The sequence below is a fragment of the Bacillus sp. BK450 genome (assembly GCF_004364885.1).
GTDB lineage: Bacteria > Bacillota > Bacilli > Bacillales > Bacillaceae > Bacillus > Bacillus safensis.
The window spans coordinates 637,212-662,137 of record NZ_SOBQ01000001.1; the positions used below are offsets into that span (position 1 = coordinate 637,212).

Below are 24,926 nucleotides of genomic sequence, written 5' to 3' on the forward strand. Positions count from 1 at the left end.
TCAAAACAATTAATCAAACATTTGTTCCTATTAAAAAAGAGTGGCTTTAAAGAGCCATTCCCGATATTTTCTCTAGAAAGGACACCTTAAGATCGTTCTATTAAGATAGAATTTCTGTTTCAATCGCAATATTTTCTCCTAGATTCACTAGCAGTGGGTCATCATTCTTTTCTAAAAATTTAGCTATTTGATGCAGAATCTCACTAATTTTTTCGTTGATCGGCATATTTTGATTTAATAAGAAAATGCAGAGAATCGTATCACCTACTTGATAAAGTGTATCTTCATCTTTTGTTTTTTCAATGTGATATTGCATCCTTTTAAAAAACCATTCAATTTCGTTCAAATCCACCATAGGGTAATATTGAATTTTATACAGATTACCTTCATCAAGGACGTCCAATTCAAATATGGCTTCAAGCTCTTCTTTACTTAAATGAACTTCAGAAAGTTCATATTCACCCTCTGATGCTGCCTCATCAACAGTGTACTCAGCTGTATAAAGCCCCTGAATGAATTCATCAAAGGAATCTGCTAATTTAAAGTCTTCTTCCATCTCAACATTAAAATAATGAATTGCAGGATTCTCATTCGTTTTTCGATAATCCAGCGCTACCCAAGTATGGCCATCCCCGTTAATCAAAACAAGCCCTTCTGGCAGCTCCCACTCTTTTATTAAATAGGCACTATCCATAATCCCCTCATCTTCTGCAATTCCCAAAAGATGATTAAATTGAATATGATCCTCAGCCCATGAATTAGAGTGAGTGGTTGGAAAAGCATTATGAACTATATAACCGCCATTCTGTTCTAATATGAGCTTTTTATATGTATCTGGCAAAGTGACTCCTAGTTTCTTTTCAGCCTTCGCTACTTCTTCTGCGTTGATCTTTTTTAACGTATAGTAACCTTCATCGTCTATTTCCCAAAAAGATTTCAAAGTTTTTTCCTCCTAGTGTCATTTAACAAAACCCCCTTACGAACATATATTCTGTTAAACTGTTTTTGGTGGTGATTGTATGTCTGATCTCGAAAGAAAGATCTATCGAATTATTTATAATATGAGTCGCTTCCGTAAGAATCCAACAATTGATGATCTGAAAAGAAAAACTGGTAAAGATGAGACGACTGTTAGGCAAGCAGTCAAAAACCTTCTGGAAAAAGAAGAATTGAAATGGGATAAAGAGAAAAGAGAATGGCGGTTTTAATATCAGTTAACCAACCTTTCTGTATCCAAATGTCTGATACACTAAAAAGAGCAACTTCCAAGTCAGAAGTTGCCCCTTTATCTTAATCTTCAGGATCCTCAAAGATGCCGAGAATTTCATTCACATCGTATTGATAAAGTTCATACAGACTGTGATCTGTAATCTCTCCTCTTTTTATTCTTTGATTAAGAACAAACATCATATCGATTGGTTCTCTTTCATAAGATATCATGTCATCATCAGCATCATTAAAATATAATACTGGCTTATTTAAAAAGGGATGTGATTTAGGCTTAGTAAAGTATGTCCACTTCACTTGCGGATAGTTTTTTCTAACGGTTTCCCCATAATATATACCAATATCCATTGCTATCGCATAATCCACTTTTCCAATTTCAACTGGATTTGCTAGTAACCGTTCTTTTTCATCTTGATAAATAAAGTCAGGATAGTGACTTAACCTTTCAAGTTTTATTCCTATTTCTTCTTCGGATAACTCATAAATTTCAATTTGAGATAAGTACCAACTATACACGTCAATTAAAGATTCCGGTGTATAATTAAAATCTACTTCACCATTCGTAAATTCTTCTAAAACAGATATCCTTTGAGGTATTTCATTAATAAACCAATCAAAAAGAATTTGCGCCTTTTTTTTAGAAAGTGATTCGTGTGAACCTACTTCAAATGGTGGTTCCATTAGAGGGTAATCCATTTAATAGCCTCCAAAACATTAGTCGTGGTATTGATAAGGAACTTTCTTTTTCTTTAAATATTCTCTTAAATTTTTAGTTGCTCCTATTTTACCAGTTTTAGCACTTTTAAAAAAGTGCCACTTCACTCCATCCACTTGACCAGCCTTTCTTAAAGCTACATCTTTGTCAATCTGTTTTCTTACAAAATTTGATAGACTTGTGTAACCAACTTTTGATTCATGTGCCACTCTTGTACTTGGAACATAAGCGTCCACAATTCTTTTCTCTTTTATCCATTTACCTTTTTTATGATCATATACTCGAACATTTTTATATACCTTATGCCCAACTCCACCTACATAATCATTTAGGAATTTTTCACCTGCTGCACCAGATTTAAAACCTTTTGCAGGAAGCTTAGGTTTTGCTGTTGGTTTTGGTGTTGGTTTTGGCTTTGGTACAATGGAACCACCTCCACCGCCGCCTCCGATACGGCCTCCGTTAAAACCACCTCTATCCCAAGATTGAGTAGTTATTTTAATACTTTTTAGTTCTTCTTCGCTTAGAGTACCTTCATCTGAGTTTTCTTCCACTCCTTGAATTTCTTCAAGTTCTTCCTCAGCATCAGTATCATTATCTTCCTCAATAATCACACTACTATCTTCTAAATAAGCCTCATCTTCGTCTTGACTGACAGCTTTCACTTGTGGAATAAAACCTGTAACACCTACAAACAATGAAAATATTAATAGTAAACTTAAAAACTTGTTAGTGATTTTCACCTAATAATCCTCCTATTTATGTAATTTGAAGAAACTTTAGTATAGTGTCTCTTCAAATTTAAATAAATACTTTATAGGATATTTAAGGTAAATTTAAGATTTTATTGTAATATAATAGAATTATTTGGATTCAGAACTTTTTAATAGCAGTATTTAATTCATTGAGGAGACATCATGAAGTAACAACTGAGGGGATACTAATACTAAACGTAAAAAAGCCCCATCCGATTAGGGAAGGGGCTTTTCGTTATTTGCATTTATCATTATTATGAAGAACCTGAGCCCATTTCTCCATATGCGTGCTTAGCTTCCTTGACTAAAGCATACATCCCTACAAGGTTTACGAAAAACACACTTGCAAACCATAACCAAAAAGCGATGGTCTGTGATGTTACATCTAGAGATTGAGACCAATCTTTAGTCAGGAGATACATAAGTCCACACATTAAAATACTGAAAGCCATAGGAGATGTCAATTTGTTAACTAAGGCTAATACAACCTTAGTTGAAGATGTTGGAAAAGTCTGAGGTTCTGGACTAGGATTCATTTAAAAGTTCCCTCACTTTCCTTTTCAACACCATAGAGACCGGTAACGAAAAAAGAATAACACTTGGAGGAAGCGTAATTGCTAGACTTAACCCAGCTAATGATGTACTTAAAGTTAAAATACCACCAATCACCCCAGAGTAAATTGCGAATTTTTCTGCTCTGTCTCTTGCTGATTTCAAATTCTCAAGCATTACATCTCCCTCCTTAATAATGTGATTTTCTTTTATTGTATTCGATAATACGGAAAAGTTTACTTTGTTTTGATCCACTGGGGCAATTTTTTGATCCACAGCTTGCTTCATATTTTGATTGATAGTTCTATCTGGACTTACCAATCCATTGTTATTTAAGTTGAAATAAAAAGGTGTATATTCTATATTATACACTCTATAAGTGTTTCCTCTTCTGTTAAAATCTTTGGAATTGGGTGCTACAGGAGACATCGATCTCTGACCAACTTCAATTGTCTTAGGAATAATAGGACTAGCGCTACTAGTTATTGATACTGCAGTCATCGCTGCCATAACTATAGTCAATGTTGCGCTAGTTTTATTTTTAAAATCTTCTTGAACAACTTGGTTTTCGATATGAATTTCACTTATCATTTTTCATCAGAAGTTACGTAGAATTTAAAATCATGTGATTTCTCACCATTTATATAAACATCGACTACGTAAGTTCCTTCCTCTCTACAAGGGACATTTTGTAAGTTTAAATTAACATTTAACCCTTGTCCTTCTAGAGGGATATCTTTATTTAAATTCATATCTCTCGGGAGTAGTACAACTCCAGTATCGAATACTGTTTTTGTATTAGGACTTACAATTTTAATTTGGATGTTGTTCTCTTTTTCTAAATTAATTTGCAAAATCCCAACTGAAACAGCAAAACTCGGTGTCGCTGGAATAAAAGGTACTCGAATACTACTAGTTGGATTAACAAGTAACAAATCAGATCTGTTCCTACCCGGATTAACTACTTCTCTAGTTTCTTCGCTCAACATGAAAGTTGCAACATATGGTTGTTTCAATTGAATAAGCCTCCTGCTTAGTACAAAAATATTTGGTTGTATACCCATATTATACTATTTGAATAAATAAACACAAGCAGGAGTCTATTAGTCTACTTATTACCTCTAGGTGGCAAACGTAAGACTAGATCTTACTTTTTAAAAAATTTACAACTTTTCCAAAGCCCTTTTAGTTTTAGTCCCATAAATTCCATCTACCACAAGACCATGCATCGACTGGAACCGCTTGATCGCATTCGCAGTTTTCGGCCCATAATAGCCATCAATGCCATTATTTTTTGCTCCTTTGTCTGGGTAGTAATACACAGCAGCCAGAGCTTCCTGCAATGCTTTTACTCCCGCACCCTTTGTAAGAGGCTTGGTCACTTTAATGATGCCAGATGGTAAGTTAAATGACTTTTTAGCAGGGTTGGAAACTGTTTTTTTGGATGAAGTGTTTTTGACAGGTGTCGCTTTCACAGGCTTTGCTGTTGCCTTTTCACCTGTATGAGCGGTGGCAATACCTGCCTTGAAGCTGTCCCAGCGATTAAGCAGCTTTCGTGGACATTGTTTCCCACTCCATCTCTTATGTGGCACAACATTGGCTAATGGAATGCCTTGCTCTGTCATCAGCTGACGAATCAACCACTGAGCATTTTCAACCGCCTTCTCAAATTTGCCATCTGCATTCTCACAAATTTCAATACCAATTGATTTCATATTGCCGGTTCCCCGACCGTCTCCCGCATGCCATCCGTTTTCGTTTAGTGGCAAATGTTGATAGATCACATTTTCATCCACAGTGTAGTGCCAGCTTACCCCCGTACTAGATCGCTTAACAAAACTAGCGTGATTAGCTGCGTCTGCTCCTTTTTTAGTATTAGCAGTATTGTGAACCGTAATATATAAAGGTTTCATGTAGTTACCAGGACGGTTCTTGTTGCTTTTCGGAATAAAATCTTTAATGATTTTTACCACGTTCATCGTCTCCTTTGATCAATTTAATATAAAAAGAGCCACCTCTTGGCAGCTCCTTACTTCGTTAATCCTTTTTGTTTTAGAACTTCTTTCTGCTGCTGCCCTTTCTCAGTCACATAGTTGTTTTTGAACCATGCGGCAAGGGTTGTTACGATTGTGAAGATCATTGAGCCAGCAAGATATAATGTCTCAGCCAATGATGTGATTTGATCTTCTTCAATCGGTAAAACTGGTTTACCGAAAATAATTAAAGTTTGGTTGATTAATGCCATAAATAGAAGCACCGTGCGGATCACAGTGCCTTTGTCGAAGTTTTTCATAATTGTTTCCTCCTATTATTTTAAATTCCGTTCAATTTTATCGAGCTTGTCGATCACGACGTCATACTTCTCACTAAACTTTGCTAACACTTCATTTTGCGCTTCGATTTGTTCATTGAGCTTGTTCTCCCTTTCCTTTGTCGTGTTGAGAACATAAAACAATACCCAACAAAAAAGAACCGCAAAGGGTCCTTGCGTCATCAAGTATTGCGCCAAATCCATTTCCACCATACTCACCTACTCCTTCACTTTGTCCACCTCCTTAAAGAAGGCAAAATAAAAAGCCTTTCTACTCGGCTTCTGGCGTTTTATATACTTCATCGGTTATTTCTTTGTATTGATCATGTGTAACATATTCCTCTTGAACGCCCTCTTCTAGTTCTTCAATTGAACAATCCTTAAACGACATTGCTTGTTTAACCATTTCAGTAGTGGCCCATTTATAAAATAACGCTAACACCCAGAAATTAAGATTCATCTGTAAACCCTCCCTTTAATTTAAGGATTTCTATTCGCATTTCTGCAAGCTGCTGCCCTAACGTTGCATTTACTCTTTCTGTCTGTTGGCGAGCGATTTTTTCTTTCGCTAACTGTTCTCCAATAAGAAGCAATTGTTTTTCAACCTGAGTCATAGGCTGTTCATTGTCTAATTTCAAATACTCTTGCCATGCAGCATCCAACTCTTCACCTGAAGGTATAGGTTCGGCTAATAACCACTTGTCTATAAATTGTCCTTCTCCATCATCCCGAACCGAATAATCCTCACCTAGTTCCGCATTTGGGTATAAATATTTGATCGCTAGCGCCTTATTCATTTTTTCCCTCCTATCTCAATTGAGACATCGTTACATAAGCTGTGTTTATTGATACTGTTTTGTTGGTCCCTCTTGGCGTTATATAGAAAGTTACCTTATCTCCAGCTTTAAATTTTTGTAATAAATAAAGCACGCACGTACTTGATGATGTCGCTGGATTCCAGTTTCCGAACCTCTGGTATTCTGATCCGTTGACATAACAGGCCAAGATATTATCTGATCCGACTGTGATGTTAGTGCTAGTGATATAAAGCCTGATCAAATAAAGACCACTGTTTTTCAATGTGATTTCAGCACGAGAGCGGTTATACTCTGATAAATCATCCGCTCGTGTTGCGCCAAAAACAAGCTTTGTTGCAACATTTTCAGCGGCTGAAACAGATGAATTATCTTGATCATAAGTATCAACAAAGGTGCTGTTTGCCACATCTTCTACGGTCAGCGTTTTTTTCCAGCCTCTAAATCCTTGAGCATGGAACGTTCCAATCCAAGTCATATTATCAAATGACCTTGTGACAATAATTCTTTTGTAATTAATTTCATTTTGGACATATGCTGTTTCTAAAACTTCAACATAATAAAAACTTGTATCATTTTCTACTGGAGCATTAAGGAGTTGAGCTCCCATATACGACCCGGTCGGTAAAGTGAATATATCAGTACCATTTGGAACTCTTGCAACTCTTCCATCGTTTGGTGTGAGCCTATATAACTGCCCGTTGTTCCATTTATCTTTTTCATCTGTTGTCGGCAGCTGCGTCCACGTGATAGATATATGGCTAGAATTATAGTAGAAGTAGTAGGCATTACCTGATGTGTCTACCGCAAAACCGGTTCCGATGTTGTTTTGTCCCACAGTTTGCATTCCTCTTAAATAGGTATTACTAGGTGCAGGGGAATCTTCTACACCTGGAGATGCAATGAAAGTACAGGTCCCTTTGTCTTTAATCGCATCATAAATATTTTTGTCAGCTGGAACAGAGATCAAGTATTTGCCGTCATCAGCTGTGATTTTATATAACTGCGATTCATTCCATTTCTTTTTCTCCGCTTCAGATGCATGCGGCTTGGTATCGTCAATATGTCCAATGATCTGATCTAACAGTCCGTAGTCATTTTCAAGCAACACTTTAACCATTTCATTGAACAGATCTGCATGAGCCTTGTCACTTGTTTTAAACACTTTAGGAGATTTAATATCCATCGATGAGCACTCCTTTCCTAGTAAATATCATCAATCTCAAAGATGAATTCGATGTCACCGTCTTTTTGCTTGTCCGTCATGGTGCGGATGGCGGTGAATTTGCCTGTTTCGTCGACAAGTGCTAGTTCGTTGATGACTTCACCAGCAAGCTCCCCTTCAGCGATGGTGCACGTGTACCGGATCTTCGCCGGCTCCATGAATTTATAGGAATCAATGTCCTTTTGAACAAGTTCATTTTTGAGTTCTTGTTCTGTTCCATCCAGAGAGATTGGCTTTCCGTCCTTAGTTCCACCATTCCCAAAAGCCATCTTGACCACTTTTGTGAGCTTCGTTCCCTCCGCTCTAGCCTTCGCCATTTGTTGGCGAGCATAAAGCGTTGTAACGGTTAATTGATCAGCCATTATGATCCTCCTTTATAAATCTATTTGTTTGGACGTGGCAGCTAGATATTTTGAACCGTCTAGCGGTACCGATCCATCAAGCGTCCAATATTTCTGCTTAATGATTACACTTCCGCTTTGCTCATTTGATACATGAGCAGCCATGCGGAATGTCATTTTCTTTTTTTCTTTCCTAACATGATTGAAGCGTGATCGAAACGTAAGAGCAGCTTGTAGATCTGTTTCGTGTCTTGCTCCTACCATGACATATCTTGTGCGTCCAAGAATTTTCATTTCTTTTTTGAGCTTCATGGCCATCTTTAAAGATTGCCTGAAGCGCACTGGAATATCTGTTGAATTGCGCGATCCGCTAAGATAAAACGTACCATTTAATAAAAATTCACCATTGAGTAAGATGGGAATGTGATCAAAAAAGCCCACTCTGCTGCGCAGTGTGAGCCGGTTACGATAATCTTTGATTTCATGAACATCAGTATGATGAACGCTTGTGAATTTGTAAGCCAAGTGTGCAGGCTTTAAGTTTTCAAGCGTCTCCACAATGTATCTGGTGTTCTGCAGGTCATCCAAATTAACACGAAGGGAAAAATGATAGCGGCCTGTCGTTAGTCGAACCACTGCGCTAGGGTTCTTCAAGAACCGGTTGACTGCCCTCTCTAAAGAAGCATAAGTAATCGGTGGAATGTTGGACATGAGATTCAAAATACGTGCCCTGCGCAGCTCAATAGAATCACCTGATTCACGCTGCACCTTTAGCATTCTTTCCCATCTATTCAGCCCCCATGTGGCAGTGAGCGGAAACAGTTGATCTGTCATATCAAAAATAGAATCATCTAGCCTTTCCATCTCAGGAGCCTCTGATTTCATTAATTCATCAAATTCAGTGATCTCCGTTAGATAAGCAGGCAGGTAAGCTTTCATTTCATCAAGCTTGCTCAATGACGTTCACCTGCCCTAGACGCGGAATTTCAATGTCTTGGAGCGGCAAGTTTTTGGCTTCACCATTGATCAAGACATCCGCATAATCAGAGACACTATCCGCATGATACAAAATGTCATTAATTGCTGACATTCTGATCACATTTTCTTCAAAGGCAAGTGATTTTAGAAGCGCTTTGACCTTCTCTTCAATTTCCTCTTGTGCATCCTCAATGGAGTAATCCATTTTAAGCTCCACCGATACGGACACCTCAACATCTTTCCACTTGGCGCTTTCGACAGTGGCAGTAGCCCCGATTGGTGCTTGGCCTTCCCCTTCTCCTGGAACCGGATCAATGTACTCTTGGACCTTATTGACGAGCAGATCCGTCGCAACATCAAAATTCCCGTCTGTGATGACAACTTTTACTGTGCCTTCACCATTCCAAAGCGGGAACACCTTCGCCCTCCCAACTCCTTCTACTTCTTCAGCCCACTTTTTATAATGAGCTTTGTTAGCACTGACAGCCTCCCGCCTTGCCCTCATCAAGTACCTTTCATATAGAGCTTCATCGTCTTCTTCTTCTTGACCAGGTATTTTCAGCTCCTCGAAAATGACTGATTCTAAACCTGGTATGTTATCGAGCGATAGGAGCGGCAGCTCTGCAAAATTCCCATTGCCTACAGCACCAGTCGTTTCACACTTCAGCGTTCCGTCTTGATATTGAAAGTACAGATTGTCGATATAGAATCTTGATCCCGTTGGAATTCTGATACCTTCAGGTGTCACCTCAGCGGACCATACAGCACTTGTGGCCGCTTTACGAGTGATCCCCACTTCAGCAGCCCGCCGATCTAGAAACTCTCCTTGTGCTGTATCTGCAAAGACAAGATCAAATACTTGGTCAAGCCAAATATAGGACTGTGCCAATTCAGCGGCAGCAGGAGCCAACGCATTCCATATCACGCTGTTTTCACGTTTATCAATATCATCCGGTATACTTTCCAGCATGCGTTCCATGATGGCTTCATAAGACTGTTCTTCAAACATCTTCGCCAATCACCTCCTCGATCTCCAAGGTTCCTTCATCTGTCACCACTTCAAATATCACCTTAAAGGCTGCCCCCTCTTTAGTGATTTGAAAATCTTGCACACTTTCAATTCTTTCATCCACTAAGAGAGCCTCTTCAATGAGCCGCGGAATCTCCATCTCCTTGTATTCATCCGTTGATTCTTCATCAGATACCGCTTCCTGCACTTCGCATCCTACGTCATGGCTATAAACAGCATGCGAATATCGTTCCGTTCTTAAGGCCATATAGACGAATTGGCGAATGGCATCAAGACCATTGATCTTTTCATTGGTTAGACGTCCTGACTCGAAGTCGATACGGTAGGTGGTCGAAGGTTCAACAATATCCTCTTCGTCCTCATCCAAATCCTCAATCTCTTCTTCAGGTGAAAGAGCCATTATGAACCACCTCCTACTACTTTATCTAAGATGTAAAACGTTTGGCCGCCTGTCATCGCAAGGACCATGACACTATCGCCTTCTTCTAGCTCATCATCTTCCCCCTCATCTAAGCGGGCTGGCCAGATAAGAAGTTCTTCAGGAATGATGAGTTTATCATTCTCATTGAGTCGAACACTAAGAGGGGAAACAGACACCACATCACCAAGTATCAAGTCAGTTGGCGATTGTGCATCCACAGCATCGACAGCCAATCGCTTAATTGCCTCGCTTAGTTTCATGACTGATTCCCCGTTGGGATTGTATTCTTTTCAACGACATCAATTGTCATGGTGTGTTTGGTTCCCTTAAATTCATGGCTGTCTTGATCGATCCAATACGTTTTCTTGATGCCGATATCCGGAATGATGATCCGGACAGGCATGCCACTTTGTAATCCAGGTATACCTAGAGCTTGGATACTTTTCAGTTCTTTTTTTACACCCTTCTTTTGCGCCAGTCGTACATCAGCCCGCTTTTGCAGCTGTGCTTGGTTGATCTCTCCTGACACTCTTTCGACGTGCTGCAGGATGCCGTATTTACTTCTAGCAGCACTATCATTCGCCACAGCCAACATCTCAATCTCTTTCTTTTGCGTAACAGTTTTCGGCTTCGTAGGTTTGGTCGTTTTCTTATCTTTCTCTTTGTCTGTAGACTTTGATTTCTTTTTTTCCTTCTTTAAAACTTTGATTTTTTCAACACGCGTGGCCCTCATCTTCACACGAGTTGCCGTTTCTTCTATGGAAGTACTGTACTGATAATCAATGAGATTGATACCCGCCTCAATGACCCAAACTTCGGACGGATCAGGCCAGGCTCTCAGTCCCATTTTCCCTTTAGAAGAATAAATCTGATAGTTACGTCCTGTTTGTTTCTTTGTTTCCCTTAGAGCCTGCAAGATGATGTCATAAAGGCTTGTATCGTTTTTGAATACAAGTGATTTAATGACATGGCCAGTGTTAGCAATCGACGTCATCGGGATCTGAAAATCTTGACCAAGCCGCTTCATTATCTGATCAGCTCTCTTATTTGAAAATACATACACATCCTGGTTCTTCACCAAATACTGAAGCATGTCGTAAGCAGTAAAAGTGAGCTTTTCGTCCTTCGGCGTTCTTGCAAATACTGTTCCTCTGAAAAGCTCTTTTCCCTTCCACTTGAAAAGAACCGTGTCACCCTCTTTGATGCTGTAATACTTTTGACTTCCTTGTTTTGTAACGATCGTTGCTTGTATTGAGCGGGGGGCCTGATACCTTTGCCCCCGAAGTGTCACACTCTCTGTCACAAGCTCATACATGGTTCCGCTTCTGATGGCAAAAAGCTCAATCAATGTCAGCCCCCCTATTGTGGTATTTTTAATTTTTGACCAGGGAAAATCCAATGCCCTGGTTGTCTAATATTGCGTCTACTTCGTTTGATCATCGCGGTTTTATTCGCATTCCAAATGCGCCGCCATTTTGTGCTGTCACCATAGAAGCGACCAGAAATATCCCACAATGTATCACCCTTTTTAACGGTGTACACCTTTGGTGCGCCTTTTGAGCTGCGTTTTTTGCTGCTCTTTTTGGCTTTCCGTTTAATTTTTCTAGGTGATGCCGTTTTGTATTCTTTGAGTTGCAAAGTAAACTCCCGATCACCAACGTCATACGTACCTTCATTGTGATTGAAGCTTTCTATGCTGCATTGCATATTGATTTTGGTTCCAGTAACGATAAAGCGTACAGGCTTTTTTGACTTCATGAACCGCTCTATTTTGGCAATTGCATTCTCTGGTGATGGAATGCTTTTATATTCAGCGATCGGTGTATACTTCTTCGGAAAAAAGGCTGTAAATGAAATTTGGCGAGCCCCTGGTACATCCAAGAATGTGAGCTCGCCAAAAGAGGCGACCTTTACCGTTTCATTTTGTACGTTGTTATTGAGTTCCAATTTCTCAGGAAGAACAGGGAATCGTAATTTGTCCTTCCCTTGCGAAATCCACAATTGATATTTTGATTTAGCCATCGATCACGACTCCCTTCGTTCCTGTGTTGATTTCATTCTCTAACTCATCAATGAGCATCTGCTTGATCTTCTCTGCAAGGTTTTCTGCGTCTTGGCCATTATGATAATGCTGCTCACCATTAAAATTAATGATGATCTGTTTTGATCCACCTGAAGCAGACGGTGCATTTGCTGTGCCAGCTGTTACTGTTTGCACCTGCCCTTGTGAAAGTTCAGAAGATGTAGCGGTGGCCGGATCGTATACGTCCATTCCTAAAGCCTGTGCAGCTTGAGCCAACAAGTAGCGACCACGTATGCCACGCTCTTCAGGAATGATCCATTCACGCTTGTTTCCTTCACCGACTCTAGCGATTTGTTCTTGCGTTATTAGACCACCGTTTGCATAACCCTTATATGGTCCACCGTTTCTGATACTTCTAAGACCAGGCGTATTATAGACACTTCCATATCTGCCTTTGATGTAATTGATAGCAGCTGCAGCATTATGGATCGGGTTCCAGATGTCATTCATGCCGCTTGCCTTGTTAGAATTAAAGGTCGGATCAATGGTCTGCATCAATCCTTTAGACGGCGTTCCTCTCTTGGCGTTTGAATCCCATAGGTTGATCGCTTTCGGGTTTCCACGTGACTCATTCTGCGCGATCGTCATCAAACCAGGTAGCCAGCTCATTGATGTGCCGGTTGCCATTAGAGCAGCCATGAGCCATTGTTGAACACTCAGGTTAGATGCACCCATTCCGCTAAACGCAGCGATTAAGGAACCGGCTTGATTCTCTGCGAATTTCTTCACGTCAACTGAATCAAGACCTTTGACGACACCGATCGATGCGAATTTTCCAAGACTCATCATAACGCGTGAAGGAGAATGAATGTCTAATTCTTCGCGGAAAGCTTGTTCCACTTTCTTGGCCATGTCCTTGGCTGCTTGTGTCACTTCGCTTCCTTTTGACCTCATACCGCTATTAAATGCGTCAATCAGTCCAGCTCCCCAGGTAGGTGATTCTTGTCGTGCGGATAAGAAAGGTTGTCTTACATTTTGATCTAAGAATTGACCTGTGCCAGTTGGTGTCATGTTTTGACCTGCAGCAAAGCCGGTGACAGTTTGTGCTCCATACTGCGGAGTCGCTGCCTGAATTTGAGTAAATGGCTGCTTGATATTAGCTTGTTTCCACTGTTCAAGTGAAACCACTTTGCTGTTTAACCCTTTTTCAAAGTCAGTGCTAAACTGTTCCCCGTATTTCGATGCGTTGGCCGCGTCTCTAATTGATACCGATCCACTTGTAGAAGTAGAAACTGATGAAGCAGCAGCCGGTCTCATTGGAGACGATGAGCTTGCTGGAGAGGTTGGTGATGCACCGTTTGGCACAACAGACATTCCAAGGTGAGAAGCAGCCTGAGCAAGTAGCATCTTCCCTCGACCTTTGTTGTTTTCAGTCGGGATGACAAACTCTTTCCCCGCCTCACCGACCCATGATAAGGTTGGCTGGGTGATATAACCACCGGTGGCGTTATTTGCTGTCTTCTCTTTCTTTTTCAGCTTTGTCTTTTCTTCACCTTTTTTAATAAAGATATTAGCAACATTCCCGCTAACCTCTTTAACTTTACCTACTACATTTCCTATAACGCCAAAGATGCCTTCCCATGTTTTTCGTAACCTTTCTGCATGATCTTTTAGTGGGTTAAAAACATACTTCTCAAACCAGCTACTTACTGTTTTCCAAATACCTTTGATCGTTTTCCAAGCTTCATCAAATTTTTCCCACACAAAGGTAATCGCTGGCTCTGCATACTTTTTATATGGTTGCCACACATACTCATCAAACCATTTGGCAAGTATAATCCAAGTGGTTTTAATCCAATTCCACGTGCTTTTAAACAGGTTCCATATAAACATAATCGCTGGCAATCCAACATTGATGAAAGGCTGCCAAACGAAGGTATCAAACCATACCGCAAATGTGCCCCATACGAATTGAATCCAATTCCAGAACTCCGTTAGTTTATTCCACACCCATACGATAGCTTCAATCGCCACTGATCCAAACGGTTCCCAGACATAAGTCATAAACCATGCAGAGAAAACGGACCAGGTGATTTGTATCCAGTTCCATAATTCGGTGATTTTGTTCCAGACAAGGGTGATAGCAGCGACCGCCACTTGTCCGTACGGAGTCCATACGTTGTCCATAAACCAAGTTGAAGCAGCTCCCCATACGGTACTAATCACTTCCCATGCAACGACAAAAACACCAACTACAAAGTTGATGATCGGTACTGCAAAGTTATAAATCGGCAGCCACACGTTATTCATGAACCATGAAGAAAGCTGACCCCATTTCTCTGTGATCCAGGTCCAGGTGTCGCTGAAGAACGTTGTAATGGGTGTTAGAACATTATCATTGAACCAACCGGACACAGTGCTCCATGTGTCTTTAATCCATTGGACTGTATTTTCTGCGCCTTTTACAAGCTCATCCCATTTCTTTTGGATGGTTCCGTTGTCGAACATCTTTCCTATCCAATTGCCGAGATCACCGCCAAAGATGCTTCCTAATACTCCACCGATAGCCGTTCCGATTCCAGGAGCGATCAATGTACCTAACGCAGCTCCACCGATACCGCCACCTAGATTCCCCATGAATCCACCGATCTTTTCGCCTTTGTTGGCATTATTCATGCCAATTAACTCGGTGGCTGCTATAGCTGTACCGAGAATAGGAATACGTTTCCCGATGCTCTTTGCGCCCTTACCGACTTTACCTAACAATCCACCGCCACGCCCTTGGTTTGGTGTCGTTGATCTTACTGGCTCACCTCTATTGATCCAAGGCTGACGATATTCAGGAGTTCGTGGGTTCCTTGGTGGACGCCCTGCTCCTCCAGCTCCACCGATTACACCACCGCTCGTTCCTGCTCCCATCCCGCCTCTTAAACCTTTGCCCCATTTGTAGACAGCAAAGGCTCCAGAAAGAATGGATTTGAGCGGCTTTAACAACGTGGCCACTTTCCCCAGGAATGCAAGCGCAAACGCATTGGCAATCAAAGCACCAGCAATTGATCCTTCTCCAGTAAGAGCATTCAAGTTGATCTCACCGATCTTCTTGGTGATACGAATTCCCAATTGCGCTGGATCAAGAGCTTCTAAAAATGATTCGATGAATATCTTTCCTGCCTTTGCTCCTGCATCAGTGAAACTGTCCTCGGATGATTTGTCATCAATACCAAGTAGACCGTTGATCACGCCGTTTATGATGCCGCCGTAAGTCTTCCCAATATTTTCAGCCATCATAAAAAGACCTGGTTTCCCTGTCTTTTCCCACCATTGGCCAAAAACGTCTTTTGTATTATCAAGGACAAGCTTCCACCGTGTTTCAAAGTCCATTTTTCTGTATTTTTCTAGCTGTTCAAAGTGTTTCTTCAGCTTAGGGTTGTCCTTAAATTTCACTTTGAGTTCTTTCATTTGCTTCTTGGAGAGTTTTTCTCCAGGAAACAAAATTTTGAACTGATCACCAATAAATCCGAATACACTCTTCGTCGGATCAAGGAAGCTGTTAGCGAATTTCTTGCCCGCCTTTTCAGCTTTGTTTGATAGATCAGTCAGCACAAAGGAATATTCCCCACGCCACGTTCTGAACGCTTCGAGAGCGGGCTGGAACGCAGCTGCAAGTCCTTTACCCCAAGGCATCAAAATAGAGTTGTTGATGAATGATTTGACACCAAGGAATAAGTTGGCCAAGTTGTCCGACATTTTGATCATCATGTCGTTGTATTTGCCAAATTCCTTCGTTACTTCAGGCCATGTCTTAGAGATGTCTTTTCCGCTCTTTGCAAGATTTTCGAGTTTACCTCTGGCATCACCAGAGATAGCTCCCATTTCTTGCAGCGCTGCCGTTGCGTCACCGATAGGACGCCCCGATTTAATGCCGTCATATAAACGCCCCATCCATAGCGCAACTTCGGAAAACGGTCGTTGAACACCTGCAGCAACGTCCCCGACTAGCTTCATTCCTTCAGTAGTCGATAGAGCGTTCCCTGTGAATACTTGGAGAACACGACTTGACTCGAAAATCTCATCACGAGTAAATGGCGTTTGTCCGGCAAATGCCGTCAGTTCATCCAGTCGTGCATCTGCTTTCCCTCTGCTGCCAAGCAGTGTTTCAAATGCAGTGGTCATGTTCTGTCGATCGGCAACCATTTTGAGCGGCACAACAATACCACCTGTTGCACCGGCACCAACTCCAAGCAAACCAAGTGTACTGGTGACAGCTGACACGATCCCTCTCAATGGCTTTGTGATAAGATCAAGAACCTTGATTGTGGTTGTGTAAGTCCGTCCCAAATGGGTATTCGCAAATGAGACGGCCCCACGTACTGGAGCGGTGAAACGATCTATCGCATTGATCGCCACCCTGTATTCAGTCCCTAATGTGTTCCGTGTATAAGACGCTATACGGCTGACTGTACGCCGGACCATATCAACGGCTCTAATGGTATAGCTGTATCCTCGGCCAAGCTGCCGCGCTGCATATGATGCAATACGTCTGATCCCTGCGGTTGCACGATCATGGACCGTTATGGCAAACCGTTCTACTTTGCCAAACTTTCGATCGATGTAACGACGTAGCCGAACAAGACCTGGTGTTGCCTGATCTTTAATCCACATCAGCACTCTATGAGTACGCGGCATCTTGCGTTGTAAGAAGCCATTGAACTTACGTAATGCTTTTGTGGCCAGATCATTGACTTCAAGAGTCAACTGATAAGTTCGAGCAAGATCACGCAATACGAAACGCTGCACACGTCTTAATGCGATTGTCGCATTGTCTCTGATTCTTAAAGTGATTGGCCGCTCTGATCTGCGGCGCAATCTATCAAGGCGTTCCATATCTCCTCTGATTAAACGCAATTTACGCGTGATCCGGTCTTGTAAATCAAACCGAGCTGTCAAACGAGCCATGTCTTATCCCCCTTTCTTCGATTCTTTTTCTAACACTTCAAGTTTGTGTGCTATCAAACCAAACAAAAAGGCCTTGAATTGCCTTGGCGCTTCATAGACCTCTAAGAGTTCAGACGGGGAGTAATGAAGCTCATGCATGCAGTAATACAGATACACAGCCTCTTTGTTCCCGTCCTTTATTAGTTTTTTGCTTCTGTTTCAAGGTCCTCAATTTCATCTTCAAAACCGTTAACCTCAATGGCTTTGTTTAACCAGTTCGCATATTCACCGCCGACAGATAGGACACGCTTTGCCACTTCGACTGGATCTTGGGTACTGTATGCTTCACGCAATTCCTTTGATTTGAAATCAGGATAGATAGTAGATTCAACCGCAATACGTGCGTAGAAACGTTGAGAATCCAAGTCTTTCACACGTCCACGACCTTTAACATTTTTGAACGTTGTGTTTTCCTTCTCCAATTCGTCAATACGTTCAGTTGTAATGGCTTTAAATACGAATGGGATCACTTTACCTTCTTTATCAACGAAACGCTTTGAGATAATGGATTTGACTTCTTCCGCTTCTGTTGTTTGTCCTGGCATAAAGAATGAAAGATCATATACGTTGTTTGTTTGTTTTTCGCTCATGTTTAAAAACTCCCTTTGATTTGTTTTTTGAATGCAAAAAAGCACATCCAATTTTTGAATGTGCTTTCCAATCTTTTCATGTATAATAGAGATCGTACAATTGAACGGCTTACTCAAGGGTGGTCTGGCTCATCCCCGTTAGAAAGGGGGTGATGCTTATGTCAACGTTTCAAGCGATTTCGCTCATGCTTTTATTTGGGATGTTTATCCTTGCCCTGTTGACGTATATAAACAAAAAATAGGCCTCCCTTGAGCCTGGTAAGTTCGTAGGGATTGCCTATCCTTGTTGCTTCACCTGATTTAAGCCAGCCCCTTGAAGGGCCTCATTGTACATTGCCGGGATGTTGACGCATCCTGGCTTCTTTTTATTGTATGCAAATCACTTTGCATGTAAACAAGTTTTTTCTCAAATGGTGAAGGGTGGGTTCACTATTATCCCAAGTATCCCATTTATCAAAAGTATATCATATTTGTACAAAAAAGTGAAAATACCTTATTTAAAAACACTCACTAGTCAGTTCTTTTGTTACATTTTCTATGGTGATTAAATTTTAAAAGGAATCTTTCAGCTTCTCAGGAAGATCAAAGTCCTCAAACGTGAAAGGAACCTCTTCTTCTAGCGCTTCTGAATCCACATCAAGCCCTGCGATCTTTGCAGAATCGAAGTTCACATCAAACAATGTGACACGCTCTGTGCCTCGGCCGGATGATTTGTCATCCAGTACAGCTTGAATCGTAAAGTACGGATCTTGTCCTTTTTTTACATAGTTCAGCATGAGCTGAACGAAACGTGATGTGACTTTATAGAAAGTCGCTGTGCCAGTACCATTCGCACCGGTTGTCTTGTGACCGGTCATGCGACGGCCCATAACGTTAACTTCTGATTTGTTTTTCTCCACGTTCGCTTCAAACGTTTTGATGAACGCCAATTCCTCACCATCAAGGAAAAGACGCCCTTCCTTACCTGAAATGGTATTTTGCGCTTTAAAAGCCATCTTATTTCACCTCTACATTGAAATAGAATTTTTCAGCTGCATCAACTGGTTGAACAGCTAGATCAATCAAGAAACCGTCACGATCTTCATTCAAGCTGATCGTGATATCCGTTTCAGAATCAAAGCCAGTGATTCCAGATCCATCTTGGAGCTGCGTGAGATATTGCGTGATGAGTGTTTTCACCAGCTGCAGACCATCATCCGATGCCGGAATGTCATTGCCATTTGCTTTGCGTAATTTAATCAGATTCTTCAATTCGCGAGTGAGATCGTTGTTGATCGCATCGAGCACTCGGATAATTTTGTTTTTCCCGAATGTCTTGTTTTTCTCCGTTGTATAGCTTGTTAGAGAGTTGATGTCCTTCTCAACGCTCACTGTGCGATCACGAGCATCAAACGTGAACAGGAATTCGCCTTGTGATAAACGGTATTCCACTTGATCATTATCAAGACGCTCTAAAGTATCAACAGCCCCTTCATATTCCACAAAGGTCAGTGACTGATTGAAGTTGGCTCCTGCAGCTGCACCGGCAACCCATGCAGTTGCTTTGGCTGGTGTGATCTCTGTGCCGTCTTCTAGCAGCACACCGCTTGTGACATTGATAATTCCTTCATGATCAGCTGCATAGTTCGGTAAAACACCTTGCACCTTACGCCCTTGATCATCACGCAGCCGCTTGATGAAAGCCACAAATGTCGCTTTTAGCTGCTCGCTAGTGTTATTAGGCAGCGCGATCACGTCAAAGTATTCTGTTTCAGCTGCTTCAAGGAATGCTGTGTAATCTGCCACGCTTGGAACACCGTTTTTCCCACCGCTCAGTGTTACACCAGCAGTGATTGTCACTTCACCTTCACCAGAGAATGAAACATATTTGTTTTGCTTCAGCTCTTTGACATCAGTGACAACCTGCTTATCAACAATGTCTGTACCAACGTAAGTCACAACATCACGCTTGGAGCTGTCCAATACGTTTTCAGTGACTTGGATCGTGACCTCATTGCCCTTTTGTCCGCCATAATTCGCAAGCACGTTGAAATTCTCGCTGATCTGAGCCTTTGCAGGTTCACCCTCATTCAATCGATAAAGCAAGACTGTTTGTGCTTTTTTCTTGGCTTCTCGGAAAAGAAGCAGTGATTTGTCATCGATGTTTAATCCGACTTTTTTATTTAAGTCCTCGATGCCTGAGATAGAGATAAACGTCTTTGGCTCTCCCCAGCTCATTGTGATTGGAAGTGCAACGGTGCCGCGATCACCTAACGTGATACGCTGCTGTGCTGTGGTTTTAAAATTGAAGTAGATACCAGGACGCTTCTTTTCTGTACCTGGCGTGAAAGTACCTCCATTCATGCTTAAACCTCCTTAGACAAAAAAGCATCAATCTGCTTCTTTGCTTCTGTTTTTGTAATTGGTTGATCTTTGATATAAAAAAGAGCACCCTCAAGGATTTCAGGCTTCACGCCAAACAATTCCTTGCTGTGCTCTTTCAAGGCTTCAAATGAGAACCCTGGTTCCTTTGGAATAACCGGTGTCACTTTTTCTTCTTTCACCGGCTCGTTTTTATTCTTGGCCACTTTTTATCACCCCATCTGAAAAATTTATGTCGTCTAGGCTCGGTTGCTCATCTCGGTTGTACCAATAGGCACTATCCCATGTGAGGACGATCGTTGCCACACCTTGATCACCATTCCTAGTCTCCGCCCTCTTAATGCGAACATATTGATCGAGCGGTTCACCTTCTTCACTTACCATTTGAATGATGTTTCGATCAGCTGATAGGGCATCAACGATTGTTTCTGCCGCATCATGAGCCTGTCCAGAATCTTTATGAAACACTTTAATATGCAGCGTGTAGGTTTTAAGGAACGTTGAAACAGTATCGTTTCTTGTATTGACCCATGCTGCTGGAAAGTACATGGATGGGACCTGAAATTGTTCAGGAATTTTCTTTTCGTAAACCTTCACCGGAAACTGCTTGTAACAATAATTCATGATGGCGCCGACTTCTTGATTCATCTAATCACCGCCCAAATTTTTCATCGATCCATTGCTGCAGCTTGCGATCTAGTGATTGTTCAAACATCTGTTCAAAGATGGATATTGCATTTTCCCAATAGCCGCTACCTTCAACCCATTGAAATTTCAAAAGCATTCCGGTGTCAGAATTTGGATCGTATTCAAACCGGTCACCAACCCATCTGCCAGGAACCCATCGTCTGTCCTGATTCTTGGAAGGATCAATGGTAAAGTGACCATCGTTTGTGTACGACGCGTATTCTAAGTTGGTCCCTACATCCAAGGTCAGACCGCCGCTGCTCATAGAAAAGACGTTTTCTTGGTCTCCTTTTTGGAATGAGTTGAGCAAACGGCGAGCATCCACCGTTTTTGTACGAATGACCTCATCCTGAACAATATCAAGAAACTCATAACCCATTCCTTCAAGCCATTCTTCATATTCAGCTTGCAAGCCGCCATTAACAGCAGCATTCAAGTCCTCGATGAATTGATCAAGACCATCAATCCTCATAGGCTTTCACTCCTCATCGCTACCACCTCAATGTGGTGATTTTTGATCTGTCTGGGCTTTTGGAGTTTCAAAGTAATGCCTTCCCATACTACTTTGTCATTTATTCGGACATCAGCATTACTAGGAAAATGAACAAGGTACGATTGGTGAATGGTTGCGTTTGGCTCCTGCTGTGTGATGTTTTGATTTCTCTCTGTGAAGTAACATGCTTGATCAACTTGATCAGGCTCATCAGGATATGAAAAGACAGGCTGCGCATCTTGAACAGGTATTCCATAGCGATCTTTTGACAGCTGTTTATTCTGAAGGTGGAAAATATCGCATCGATCCGTTAATAATGATTGATAGCTCATAGCGATCTCAACCTTAACTTGACGTTACCTGGATCTTCTGGCGGTTCCCCCGGCTCAATGAAATCTATCAACAGGTTATACACATCTGGCTTTGAAACGGCGTTACCATCTGCCAGTGTATAAGAGTAGTCACCAATCTTTTCTGACTTGTACCCTTTGATGATTGATTCATCCCCGTTGATCAGCGCAAAGAACTGTGCCATTTTAATCAATGCGATTCTTGCTTTTTCAGGAAGCGGCTGATATTTTTCACTTGTGAAATCATGACCTACGATCTTAAATACCTCAGCTTCAGCCTCAATGATGTCACTTTCCAATAATTCATCTGATCGGTTTTTCACGCTCTCGAATACGGTATATGCCCTAACATCTTCAGAAGAGATCAGCATCAGCCTTACTCTCCTGTTTTTTCTTGTTGCTGTTGATGCTCAAGGATGAAGGCAATTCTCTCACTCTTATCTTTGAGTTGAGCCGGATCGCCGCCAAGATCAATAACAATGGCTTCTTGTTCAGTTTTGTTCATGCCCTTCAGTTCTGTTTCAGTGTAGATTTTTTGTTCTTGTTGCGGTTCTTCTTCAGCCTCTTTTGGTTCTTCTTCCTCTTTCACAGACTTATCATCTTCTTTTGGTTGACCATCCGTTTTTGGATCATCAGCAGGAACATCAAGCTGCTTACAATCAAAGAACTCATTACCATTGAGATATTGAAATACCTTTTTCTCAATCTCTTTCTCCTGATTTAAAAGAAAGACATGCCCCATCACAGAGTATGTCTTTCCCTTGATCAATTCAGCTGTATACATATTGATCACTCCTTGACCTTGATGATCTTAGCAACAGCATCCTCTTCCTCAAATTTGCTGTCGAGCTTCGCTGTGAGGACAATAATAAATTTACGTCTGCGGATATCCTTATCCACTTCAATTCGGATGTTACGAGAGAAGCCAAGGATAATGTTTTTCGGATGAGTCAATAAAATGTCCGAAACATCCGTTCCGTCCTCTCCCATTCCATATGGCTGCATGTTTGCAATACCTTTGACTGGAACACCGAATGCGGAAGAAAGTCCCCCTTGTACAGCTGCATCCCCTAGATTCGTTTGACGATCTGCCACTTTGTCCTTCCACTCGACTTCTTGGCCAGGAGACGTGTAAAAACGGAATTCTTGTGGAATACGCAGATATTTTGCTGGAACAGCTTTGTATCCTTGTTTGAATACTTGGCGTGTAAGTGGTTCACCAGCTACATCTACGATATGAGATGTTGCTTGCTTACGAATACCATCAAGTTGCGCTAGGTATGCATCACTAGATTTCGTATCACCATTTAGGATCAATTCTTCAATATCAACGGCTGCACGCTCAGCGAGCATTTGCATGATGGTGTTCTGTAAATTGTCACCCTCGATGTTGTTTTCAAGCGTATCATATGTGATATTTACTTCGGCGATGACTTCTTTTGCATTAAGCTCCACAGTGCTTGTTGTTGGCGCAGTCTTTTGTTCATTAGTTAAACCTACACCTTCCTGACCAGGACGCAGAATGCGCTGACCAAAACCGATTTTTTCGATTTTTTGTGCATTGCTATCCATCGGAATGACACGTGCATCTTGTAGCAGTGTTGGTGCATTTTGCACCATACGAATAAATGTGCTAGATTGGGTTGGATTCATGAGACCACCTGTTTTTAACGTCCCAAGCGTCACTTCCGCTTTGTTAATTACCTCTTGATTTCTCACTCTAGTTCCTCCTTTTTCTCGGCTTAAAGCAAGCCGCCCCATACCGTTTCAGATTTTTGTACGTCTTGTTGTTGATCTCCTACTCCATTACCTTGCGGACGTGCTTTTTCAAGCGCTTCGACTCTTTCAACAACTGGAGCCAATGCCTTTTCTACAGCTGCGGCCATTTCTTTTGCAACAGCTTCATCCGGTTGATTTTCTTGCGGATCAGGTTGCTGCTCGCCTTCGCCTTTTTCAAGGTCATCGAGACGCTTTACAACCGGTGCAATTGTGTCATCTAGCATCTTTTGCAAATCTTCTTTGTTCACTTCATCTTCCTCCTTCTCTTCCGCTTGACTTAGCAAGTTGTCGATAGCGGCTCTTGCATTTTTCAATTCAGTTAAGTTAGCAGCTGAAAACTTTCGGCCAGCTTTTGCGACTTCTTCAGGTGGATCAGTTTGGATCCCACCCAAGTCATCAGTAAGCAAAATCTCTTGTGTGATTTCCACAAAATCTTGCAGTGCTGCTCTTACTTTTTCAGGATCAGTTTCTAAACCATCATCCTCGTAAGGGTCCCATTTATACAAAACGGAATTCAGCGCCTCTTGTGCCGCCCAAAACTCACGACGCATGCGGCCTTTGTCGTATCGGTTCTTCACTTCTCCTTTAGAAAAGAAGTTTTTGAGCAAAGAAAAAAGCCCCTTCTCTTCAGAAGCTGGCTCACGCTCTTGTTTTCCTATATCTGCTGTTCCGGCCATTGAATATCCGGTAATCTCACCCTTTTGAATCTGTTCCCAAATTTCATCGGAAGCCTTCGTCACAAGGACCCACGATCCTTTCTTGATAAGCTCATCGCCCATTTGAAACTCAGACGGAGCAATGTACGATTCAACGACTTCCCCGACACCGCCTTGGAAATCATGCTGCTTGTCGATCTCACGTGCATCCTTCAGGAACCCATGAGCGGCTTTTTCGATCTCTTCTGGTGTCATATAGTCTCCATGCGCATCTTCCACATTAGGCTCATATACAATACCGTACACAAGACGCTGCGCATCATCAGCCTTCGCAATGACCTTGATCTCTTTTTGAAAGTCATTTTCTTTTTCTGACTTCATAAAAAAGAACTGCTTTTGATTAGCAGCCTTGTCCACGTATGAAACATGCGTAATTTTTGCGTTTTTTAATTCCCTTGGCATATGTTCACCCCCTTTCAAAAGAAAAAGACCTTCAACTGAAGGTCCAATGTCTTTCTCTACTTAAAACTATTCAATGCATCTTTGTAACAATCTTCGCATAGTAAACCGTCTTTTTCAGGATCAACAAGGTTCTCACACCATTCATTTTCACATTCTGACA

At 41.5% G+C, this 24,926-nt stretch carries 32 protein-coding genes and 1 pseudogene; 2 read left to right on the forward strand and 31 right to left on the reverse strand.

Annotated features, from left to right (window positions below; translation table 11 throughout):
- Positions 1-100: 100 nt before the first annotated feature.
- Positions 101-940, reverse strand: coding sequence for an SMI1/KNR4 family protein (locus EV579_RS03260; protein WP_133743934.1), 840 nt, complete (start codon positions 938-940; stop codon positions 101-103).
- A gap of 79 nt (positions 941-1,019) precedes the next feature.
- Here EV579_RS03260 and EV579_RS03265 point away from each other — a divergent pair, with 79 nt between their 5' ends.
- Entirely contained in the window at positions 1,020-1,208 is a 189-nt protein-coding gene (locus EV579_RS03265; protein WP_106065101.1) for a BlaI/MecI/CopY family transcriptional regulator, read from the forward strand.
- Positions 1,209-1,290: 82 nt separating this feature from the next.
- On the opposite strand, the gene EV579_RS03270 is transcribed toward EV579_RS03265, so the two are convergent.
- The 20 genes and pseudogenes from EV579_RS03270 to EV579_RS03365 all read right to left on the reverse strand — a co-directional run bounded on the left by EV579_RS03270 (position 1,291) and on the right by EV579_RS03365 (position 17,978).
- Positions 1,291-1,923 (reverse strand): hypothetical protein, encoded by a 633-nt coding sequence (locus EV579_RS03270; protein WP_087977374.1) that lies wholly within the window; start codon positions 1,921-1,923, stop codon positions 1,291-1,293.
- A gap of 18 nt (positions 1,924-1,941) precedes the next feature.
- Entirely contained in the window at positions 1,942-2,685 is a 744-nt protein-coding gene (locus EV579_RS03275; RefSeq protein WP_133743935.1) for a hypothetical protein, read from the reverse strand.
- Positions 2,686-3,222: 537 nt separating this feature from the next.
- On the reverse strand, positions 3,223-3,840 hold the full coding sequence (locus EV579_RS03280) for a hypothetical protein (protein ID WP_133743936.1): 618 nt from the start codon (positions 3,838-3,840) through the stop codon (positions 3,223-3,225).
- The gene (locus tag EV579_RS03285; protein ID WP_133743937.1) at positions 3,837-4,265 is read right to left on the reverse strand and encodes a DUF6941 family protein; all 429 of its coding nucleotides are present in this window, start codon (positions 4,263-4,265) and stop codon (positions 3,837-3,839) included. Before EV579_RS03285 ends, EV579_RS03280 begins: the two co-directional genes overlap by 4 nt.
- Positions 4,266-4,412: 147 nt before the next feature.
- Positions 4,413-5,222, reverse strand: coding sequence for a peptidoglycan recognition protein family protein (locus EV579_RS03290; protein WP_133743938.1), 810 nt, complete (start codon positions 5,220-5,222; stop codon positions 4,413-4,415).
- Positions 5,223-5,278: 56 nt separating this feature from the next.
- On the reverse strand, positions 5,279-5,542 hold the full coding sequence (locus EV579_RS03295) for a phage holin (RefSeq protein WP_047945502.1): 264 nt from the start codon (positions 5,540-5,542) through the stop codon (positions 5,279-5,281).
- A 15-nt stretch (positions 5,543-5,557) separates the two neighbouring features.
- Complete coding sequence (locus tag EV579_RS03300) at positions 5,558-5,770, reverse strand: BhlA/UviB family holin-like peptide (RefSeq protein WP_025092921.1); 213 nt, start codon at positions 5,768-5,770, stop codon at positions 5,558-5,560.
- Positions 5,771-5,831: 61 nt separating this feature from the next.
- On the reverse strand, positions 5,832-6,020 hold the full coding sequence (locus EV579_RS03305) for an XkdX family protein (RefSeq protein WP_133743939.1): 189 nt from the start codon (positions 6,018-6,020) through the stop codon (positions 5,832-5,834).
- Positions 6,010-6,357 carry an XkdW family protein gene (locus EV579_RS03310; RefSeq protein ID WP_133743940.1) on the reverse strand — a complete coding sequence of 116 codons (348 nt, stop codon included), beginning with the start codon at positions 6,355-6,357 and terminating at the stop codon, positions 6,010-6,012. The genes EV579_RS03305 and EV579_RS03310 overlap by 11 nt, the downstream gene beginning before the upstream one ends.
- A 10-nt stretch (positions 6,358-6,367) precedes the next feature.
- A complete protein-coding gene (locus EV579_RS03315; RefSeq protein ID WP_133743941.1) occupies positions 6,368-7,561 on the reverse strand; it encodes a hypothetical protein in 1,194 nt (397 codons plus the stop codon).
- Between the two features lie 17 nt (positions 7,562-7,578).
- Entirely contained in the window at positions 7,579-7,962 is a 384-nt protein-coding gene (locus EV579_RS03320; protein WP_133743942.1) for a phage tail-collar fiber domain-containing protein, read from the reverse strand.
- Positions 7,963-8,457: 495 nt separating this feature from the next.
- Positions 8,458-8,898 (reverse strand): annotated as a pseudogene (locus EV579_RS19340) (YmfQ family protein); the annotation flags it as partial.
- Entirely contained in the window at positions 8,885-9,928 is a 1,044-nt protein-coding gene (locus EV579_RS03330; RefSeq protein WP_133743944.1) for a baseplate J/gp47 family protein, read from the reverse strand. The pseudogene EV579_RS19340 and the gene EV579_RS03330, both read right to left, overlap by 14 nt.
- Positions 9,921-10,349, reverse strand: a complete 429-nt coding sequence (locus EV579_RS03335; RefSeq protein WP_106072202.1) for a DUF2634 domain-containing protein — start codon at positions 10,347-10,349, stop codon at positions 9,921-9,923. The genes EV579_RS03330 and EV579_RS03335 overlap by 8 nt, the downstream gene beginning before the upstream one ends.
- Positions 10,349-10,630, reverse strand: a complete 282-nt coding sequence (locus tag EV579_RS03340; RefSeq protein WP_003212795.1) for a DUF2577 family protein — start codon at positions 10,628-10,630, stop codon at positions 10,349-10,351. Before EV579_RS03340 ends, EV579_RS03335 begins: the two co-directional genes overlap by 1 nt.
- Positions 10,627-11,718: an XkdQ/YqbQ family protein gene (locus tag EV579_RS03345; protein WP_133743945.1), complete on the reverse strand. Its 1,092-nt coding sequence runs from the start codon at positions 11,716-11,718 to the stop codon at positions 10,627-10,629. Before EV579_RS03345 ends, EV579_RS03340 begins: the two co-directional genes overlap by 4 nt.
- An 11-nt stretch (positions 11,719-11,729) precedes the next feature.
- The gene (locus EV579_RS03350; protein ID WP_133743946.1) at positions 11,730-12,392 is read right to left on the reverse strand and encodes a LysM peptidoglycan-binding domain-containing protein; all 663 of its coding nucleotides are present in this window, start codon (positions 12,390-12,392) and stop codon (positions 11,730-11,732) included.
- Entirely contained in the window at positions 12,385-17,349 is a 4,965-nt protein-coding gene (locus tag EV579_RS03355; protein WP_133743947.1) for a transglycosylase SLT domain-containing protein, read from the reverse strand. Before EV579_RS03355 ends, EV579_RS03350 begins: the two co-directional genes overlap by 8 nt.
- A gap of 3 nt (positions 17,350-17,352) precedes the next feature.
- Positions 17,353-17,499, reverse strand: a complete 147-nt coding sequence (locus tag EV579_RS03360) for a hypothetical protein (RefSeq protein WP_106156954.1) — start codon at positions 17,497-17,499, stop codon at positions 17,353-17,355.
- A gap of 29 nt (positions 17,500-17,528) precedes the next feature.
- Positions 17,529-17,978 carry a phage tail assembly chaperone gene (locus EV579_RS03365; protein ID WP_025092910.1) on the reverse strand — a complete coding sequence of 150 codons (450 nt, stop codon included), beginning with the start codon at positions 17,976-17,978 and terminating at the stop codon, positions 17,529-17,531.
- 185 nt (positions 17,979-18,163) lie between these two features.
- Between EV579_RS03365 and EV579_RS03370 the strand changes: the two genes are divergently transcribed.
- Entirely contained in the window at positions 18,164-18,220 is a 57-nt protein-coding gene (locus tag EV579_RS03370) for a putative holin-like toxin (RefSeq protein ID WP_229200408.1), read from the forward strand.
- Between the two features lie 309 nt (positions 18,221-18,529).
- On the opposite strand, the gene EV579_RS03375 is transcribed toward EV579_RS03370, so the two are convergent.
- The 10 genes from EV579_RS03375 to EV579_RS03420 are packed head-to-tail and all read right to left on the reverse strand — an operon-like array spanning position 18,530 to position 24,766.
- Positions 18,530-18,973, reverse strand: coding sequence for a phage tail tube protein (locus EV579_RS03375; RefSeq protein WP_034282378.1), 444 nt, complete (start codon positions 18,971-18,973; stop codon positions 18,530-18,532).
- Between the two features lies 1 nt (position 18,974).
- The gene (locus EV579_RS03380; RefSeq protein WP_133743948.1) at positions 18,975-20,321 is read right to left on the reverse strand and encodes a phage tail sheath family protein; all 1,347 of its coding nucleotides are present in this window, start codon (positions 20,319-20,321) and stop codon (positions 18,975-18,977) included.
- Between the two features lie 2 nt (positions 20,322-20,323).
- Positions 20,324-20,506 (reverse strand): YqzN/YkzM domain-containing protein, encoded by a 183-nt coding sequence (locus EV579_RS03385; RefSeq protein WP_234833592.1) that lies wholly within the window; start codon positions 20,504-20,506, stop codon positions 20,324-20,326.
- Positions 20,507-20,531: 25 nt separating this feature from the next.
- Positions 20,532-20,987 carry a phage tail terminator family protein gene (locus EV579_RS03390; protein ID WP_133743949.1) on the reverse strand — a complete coding sequence of 152 codons (456 nt, stop codon included), beginning with the start codon at positions 20,985-20,987 and terminating at the stop codon, positions 20,532-20,534.
- A 4-nt stretch (positions 20,988-20,991) separates the two neighbouring features.
- A complete protein-coding gene (locus EV579_RS03395) occupies positions 20,992-21,498 on the reverse strand; it encodes an HK97 gp10 family phage protein (RefSeq protein ID WP_133743950.1) in 507 nt (168 codons plus the stop codon).
- Complete coding sequence (locus EV579_RS03400) at positions 21,495-21,851, reverse strand: DUF3599 family protein (protein WP_133743951.1); 357 nt, start codon at positions 21,849-21,851, stop codon at positions 21,495-21,497. Before EV579_RS03400 ends, EV579_RS03395 begins: the two co-directional genes overlap by 4 nt.
- The gene (gene yqbG, locus EV579_RS03405; protein ID WP_133743952.1) at positions 21,848-22,240 is read right to left on the reverse strand and encodes a protein YqbG; all 393 of its coding nucleotides are present in this window, start codon (positions 22,238-22,240) and stop codon (positions 21,848-21,850) included. The genes EV579_RS03400 and yqbG overlap by 4 nt, the downstream gene beginning before the upstream one ends.
- 5 nt (positions 22,241-22,245) lie before the next feature.
- Entirely contained in the window at positions 22,246-22,653 is a 408-nt protein-coding gene (locus tag EV579_RS03410; protein ID WP_133743953.1) for a YqbF domain-containing protein, read from the reverse strand.
- 5 nt (positions 22,654-22,658) lie between these two features.
- Complete coding sequence (locus tag EV579_RS03415) at positions 22,659-23,588, reverse strand: phage major capsid protein (RefSeq protein WP_133743954.1); 930 nt, start codon at positions 23,586-23,588, stop codon at positions 22,659-22,661.
- A gap of 23 nt (positions 23,589-23,611) precedes the next feature.
- Positions 23,612-24,766 (reverse strand): XkdF-like putative serine protease domain-containing protein, encoded by a 1,155-nt coding sequence (locus EV579_RS03420; RefSeq protein ID WP_133743955.1) that lies wholly within the window; start codon positions 24,764-24,766, stop codon positions 23,612-23,614.
- Positions 24,767-24,926: the final 160 nt, after the last annotated feature.

Bases quoted from the DNA above. Each gene is read 5' to 3' on its own strand.
- EV579_RS03265 (WP_106065101.1), top strand. From the start codon at position 1,020: ATGTCTGATCTCGAAAGAAAGATCTATCGAATTATTTATAATATGAGT.
- EV579_RS03270 (WP_087977374.1), bottom strand. From the start codon at position 1,923: ATGGATTACCCTCTAATGGAACCACCATTTGAAGTAGGTTCACACGAA.
- EV579_RS03280 (WP_133743936.1), bottom strand. From the start codon at position 3,840: ATGATAAGTGAAATTCATATCGAAAACCAAGTTGTTCAAGAAGATTTT.
- EV579_RS03295 (WP_047945502.1), bottom strand. From the start codon at position 5,542: ATGAAAAACTTCGACAAAGGCACTGTGATCCGCACGGTGCTTCTATTT.
- EV579_RS03305 (WP_133743939.1), bottom strand. From the start codon at position 6,020: ATGAATCTTAATTTCTGGGTGTTAGCGTTATTTTATAAATGGGCCACT.
- EV579_RS03310 (WP_133743940.1), bottom strand. From the start codon at position 6,357: ATGAATAAGGCGCTAGCGATCAAATATTTATACCCAAATGCGGAACTA.
- EV579_RS03315 (WP_133743941.1), bottom strand. From the start codon at position 7,561: ATGGATATTAAATCTCCTAAAGTGTTTAAAACAAGTGACAAGGCTCAT.
- EV579_RS03320 (WP_133743942.1), bottom strand. From the start codon at position 7,962: ATGGCTGATCAATTAACCGTTACAACGCTTTATGCTCGCCAACAAATG.
- EV579_RS03330 (WP_133743944.1), bottom strand. From the start codon at position 9,928: ATGTTTGAAGAACAGTCTTATGAAGCCATCATGGAACGCATGCTGGAA.
- EV579_RS03335 (WP_106072202.1), bottom strand. From the start codon at position 10,349: ATGGCTCTTTCACCTGAAGAAGAGATTGAGGATTTGGATGAGGACGAA.
- EV579_RS03340 (WP_003212795.1), bottom strand. From the start codon at position 10,630: ATGAAACTAAGCGAGGCAATTAAGCGATTGGCTGTCGATGCTGTGGAT.
- EV579_RS03350 (WP_133743946.1), bottom strand. From the start codon at position 12,392: ATGGCTAAATCAAAATATCAATTGTGGATTTCGCAAGGGAAGGACAAA.
- EV579_RS03355 (WP_133743947.1), bottom strand. From the start codon at position 17,349: ATGGCTCGTTTGACAGCTCGGTTTGATTTACAAGACCGGATCACGCGT.
- EV579_RS03365 (WP_025092910.1), bottom strand. From the start codon at position 17,978: ATGAGCGAAAAACAAACAAACAACGTATATGATCTTTCATTCTTTATG.
- EV579_RS03375 (WP_034282378.1), bottom strand. From the start codon at position 18,973: ATGGCTTTTAAAGCGCAAAATACCATTTCAGGTAAGGAAGGGCGTCTT.
- EV579_RS03380 (WP_133743948.1), bottom strand. From the start codon at position 20,321: ATGAATGGAGGTACTTTCACGCCAGGTACAGAAAAGAAGCGTCCTGGT.
- EV579_RS03390 (WP_133743949.1), bottom strand. From the start codon at position 20,987: ATGAATCAAGAAGTCGGCGCCATCATGAATTATTGTTACAAGCAGTTT.
- EV579_RS03395 (WP_133743950.1), bottom strand. From the start codon at position 21,498: ATGAGGATTGATGGTCTTGATCAATTCATCGAGGACTTGAATGCTGCT.
- EV579_RS03400 (WP_133743951.1), bottom strand. From the start codon at position 21,851: ATGAGCTATCAATCATTATTAACGGATCGATGCGATATTTTCCACCTT.
- yqbG (WP_133743952.1), bottom strand. From the start codon at position 22,240: ATGCTGATCTCTTCTGAAGATGTTAGGGCATATACCGTATTCGAGAGC.
- EV579_RS03410 (WP_133743953.1), bottom strand. From the start codon at position 22,653: ATGTATACAGCTGAATTGATCAAGGGAAAGACATACTCTGTGATGGGG.
- EV579_RS03420 (WP_133743955.1), bottom strand. From the start codon at position 24,766: ATGCCAAGGGAATTAAAAAACGCAAAAATTACGCATGTTTCATACGTG.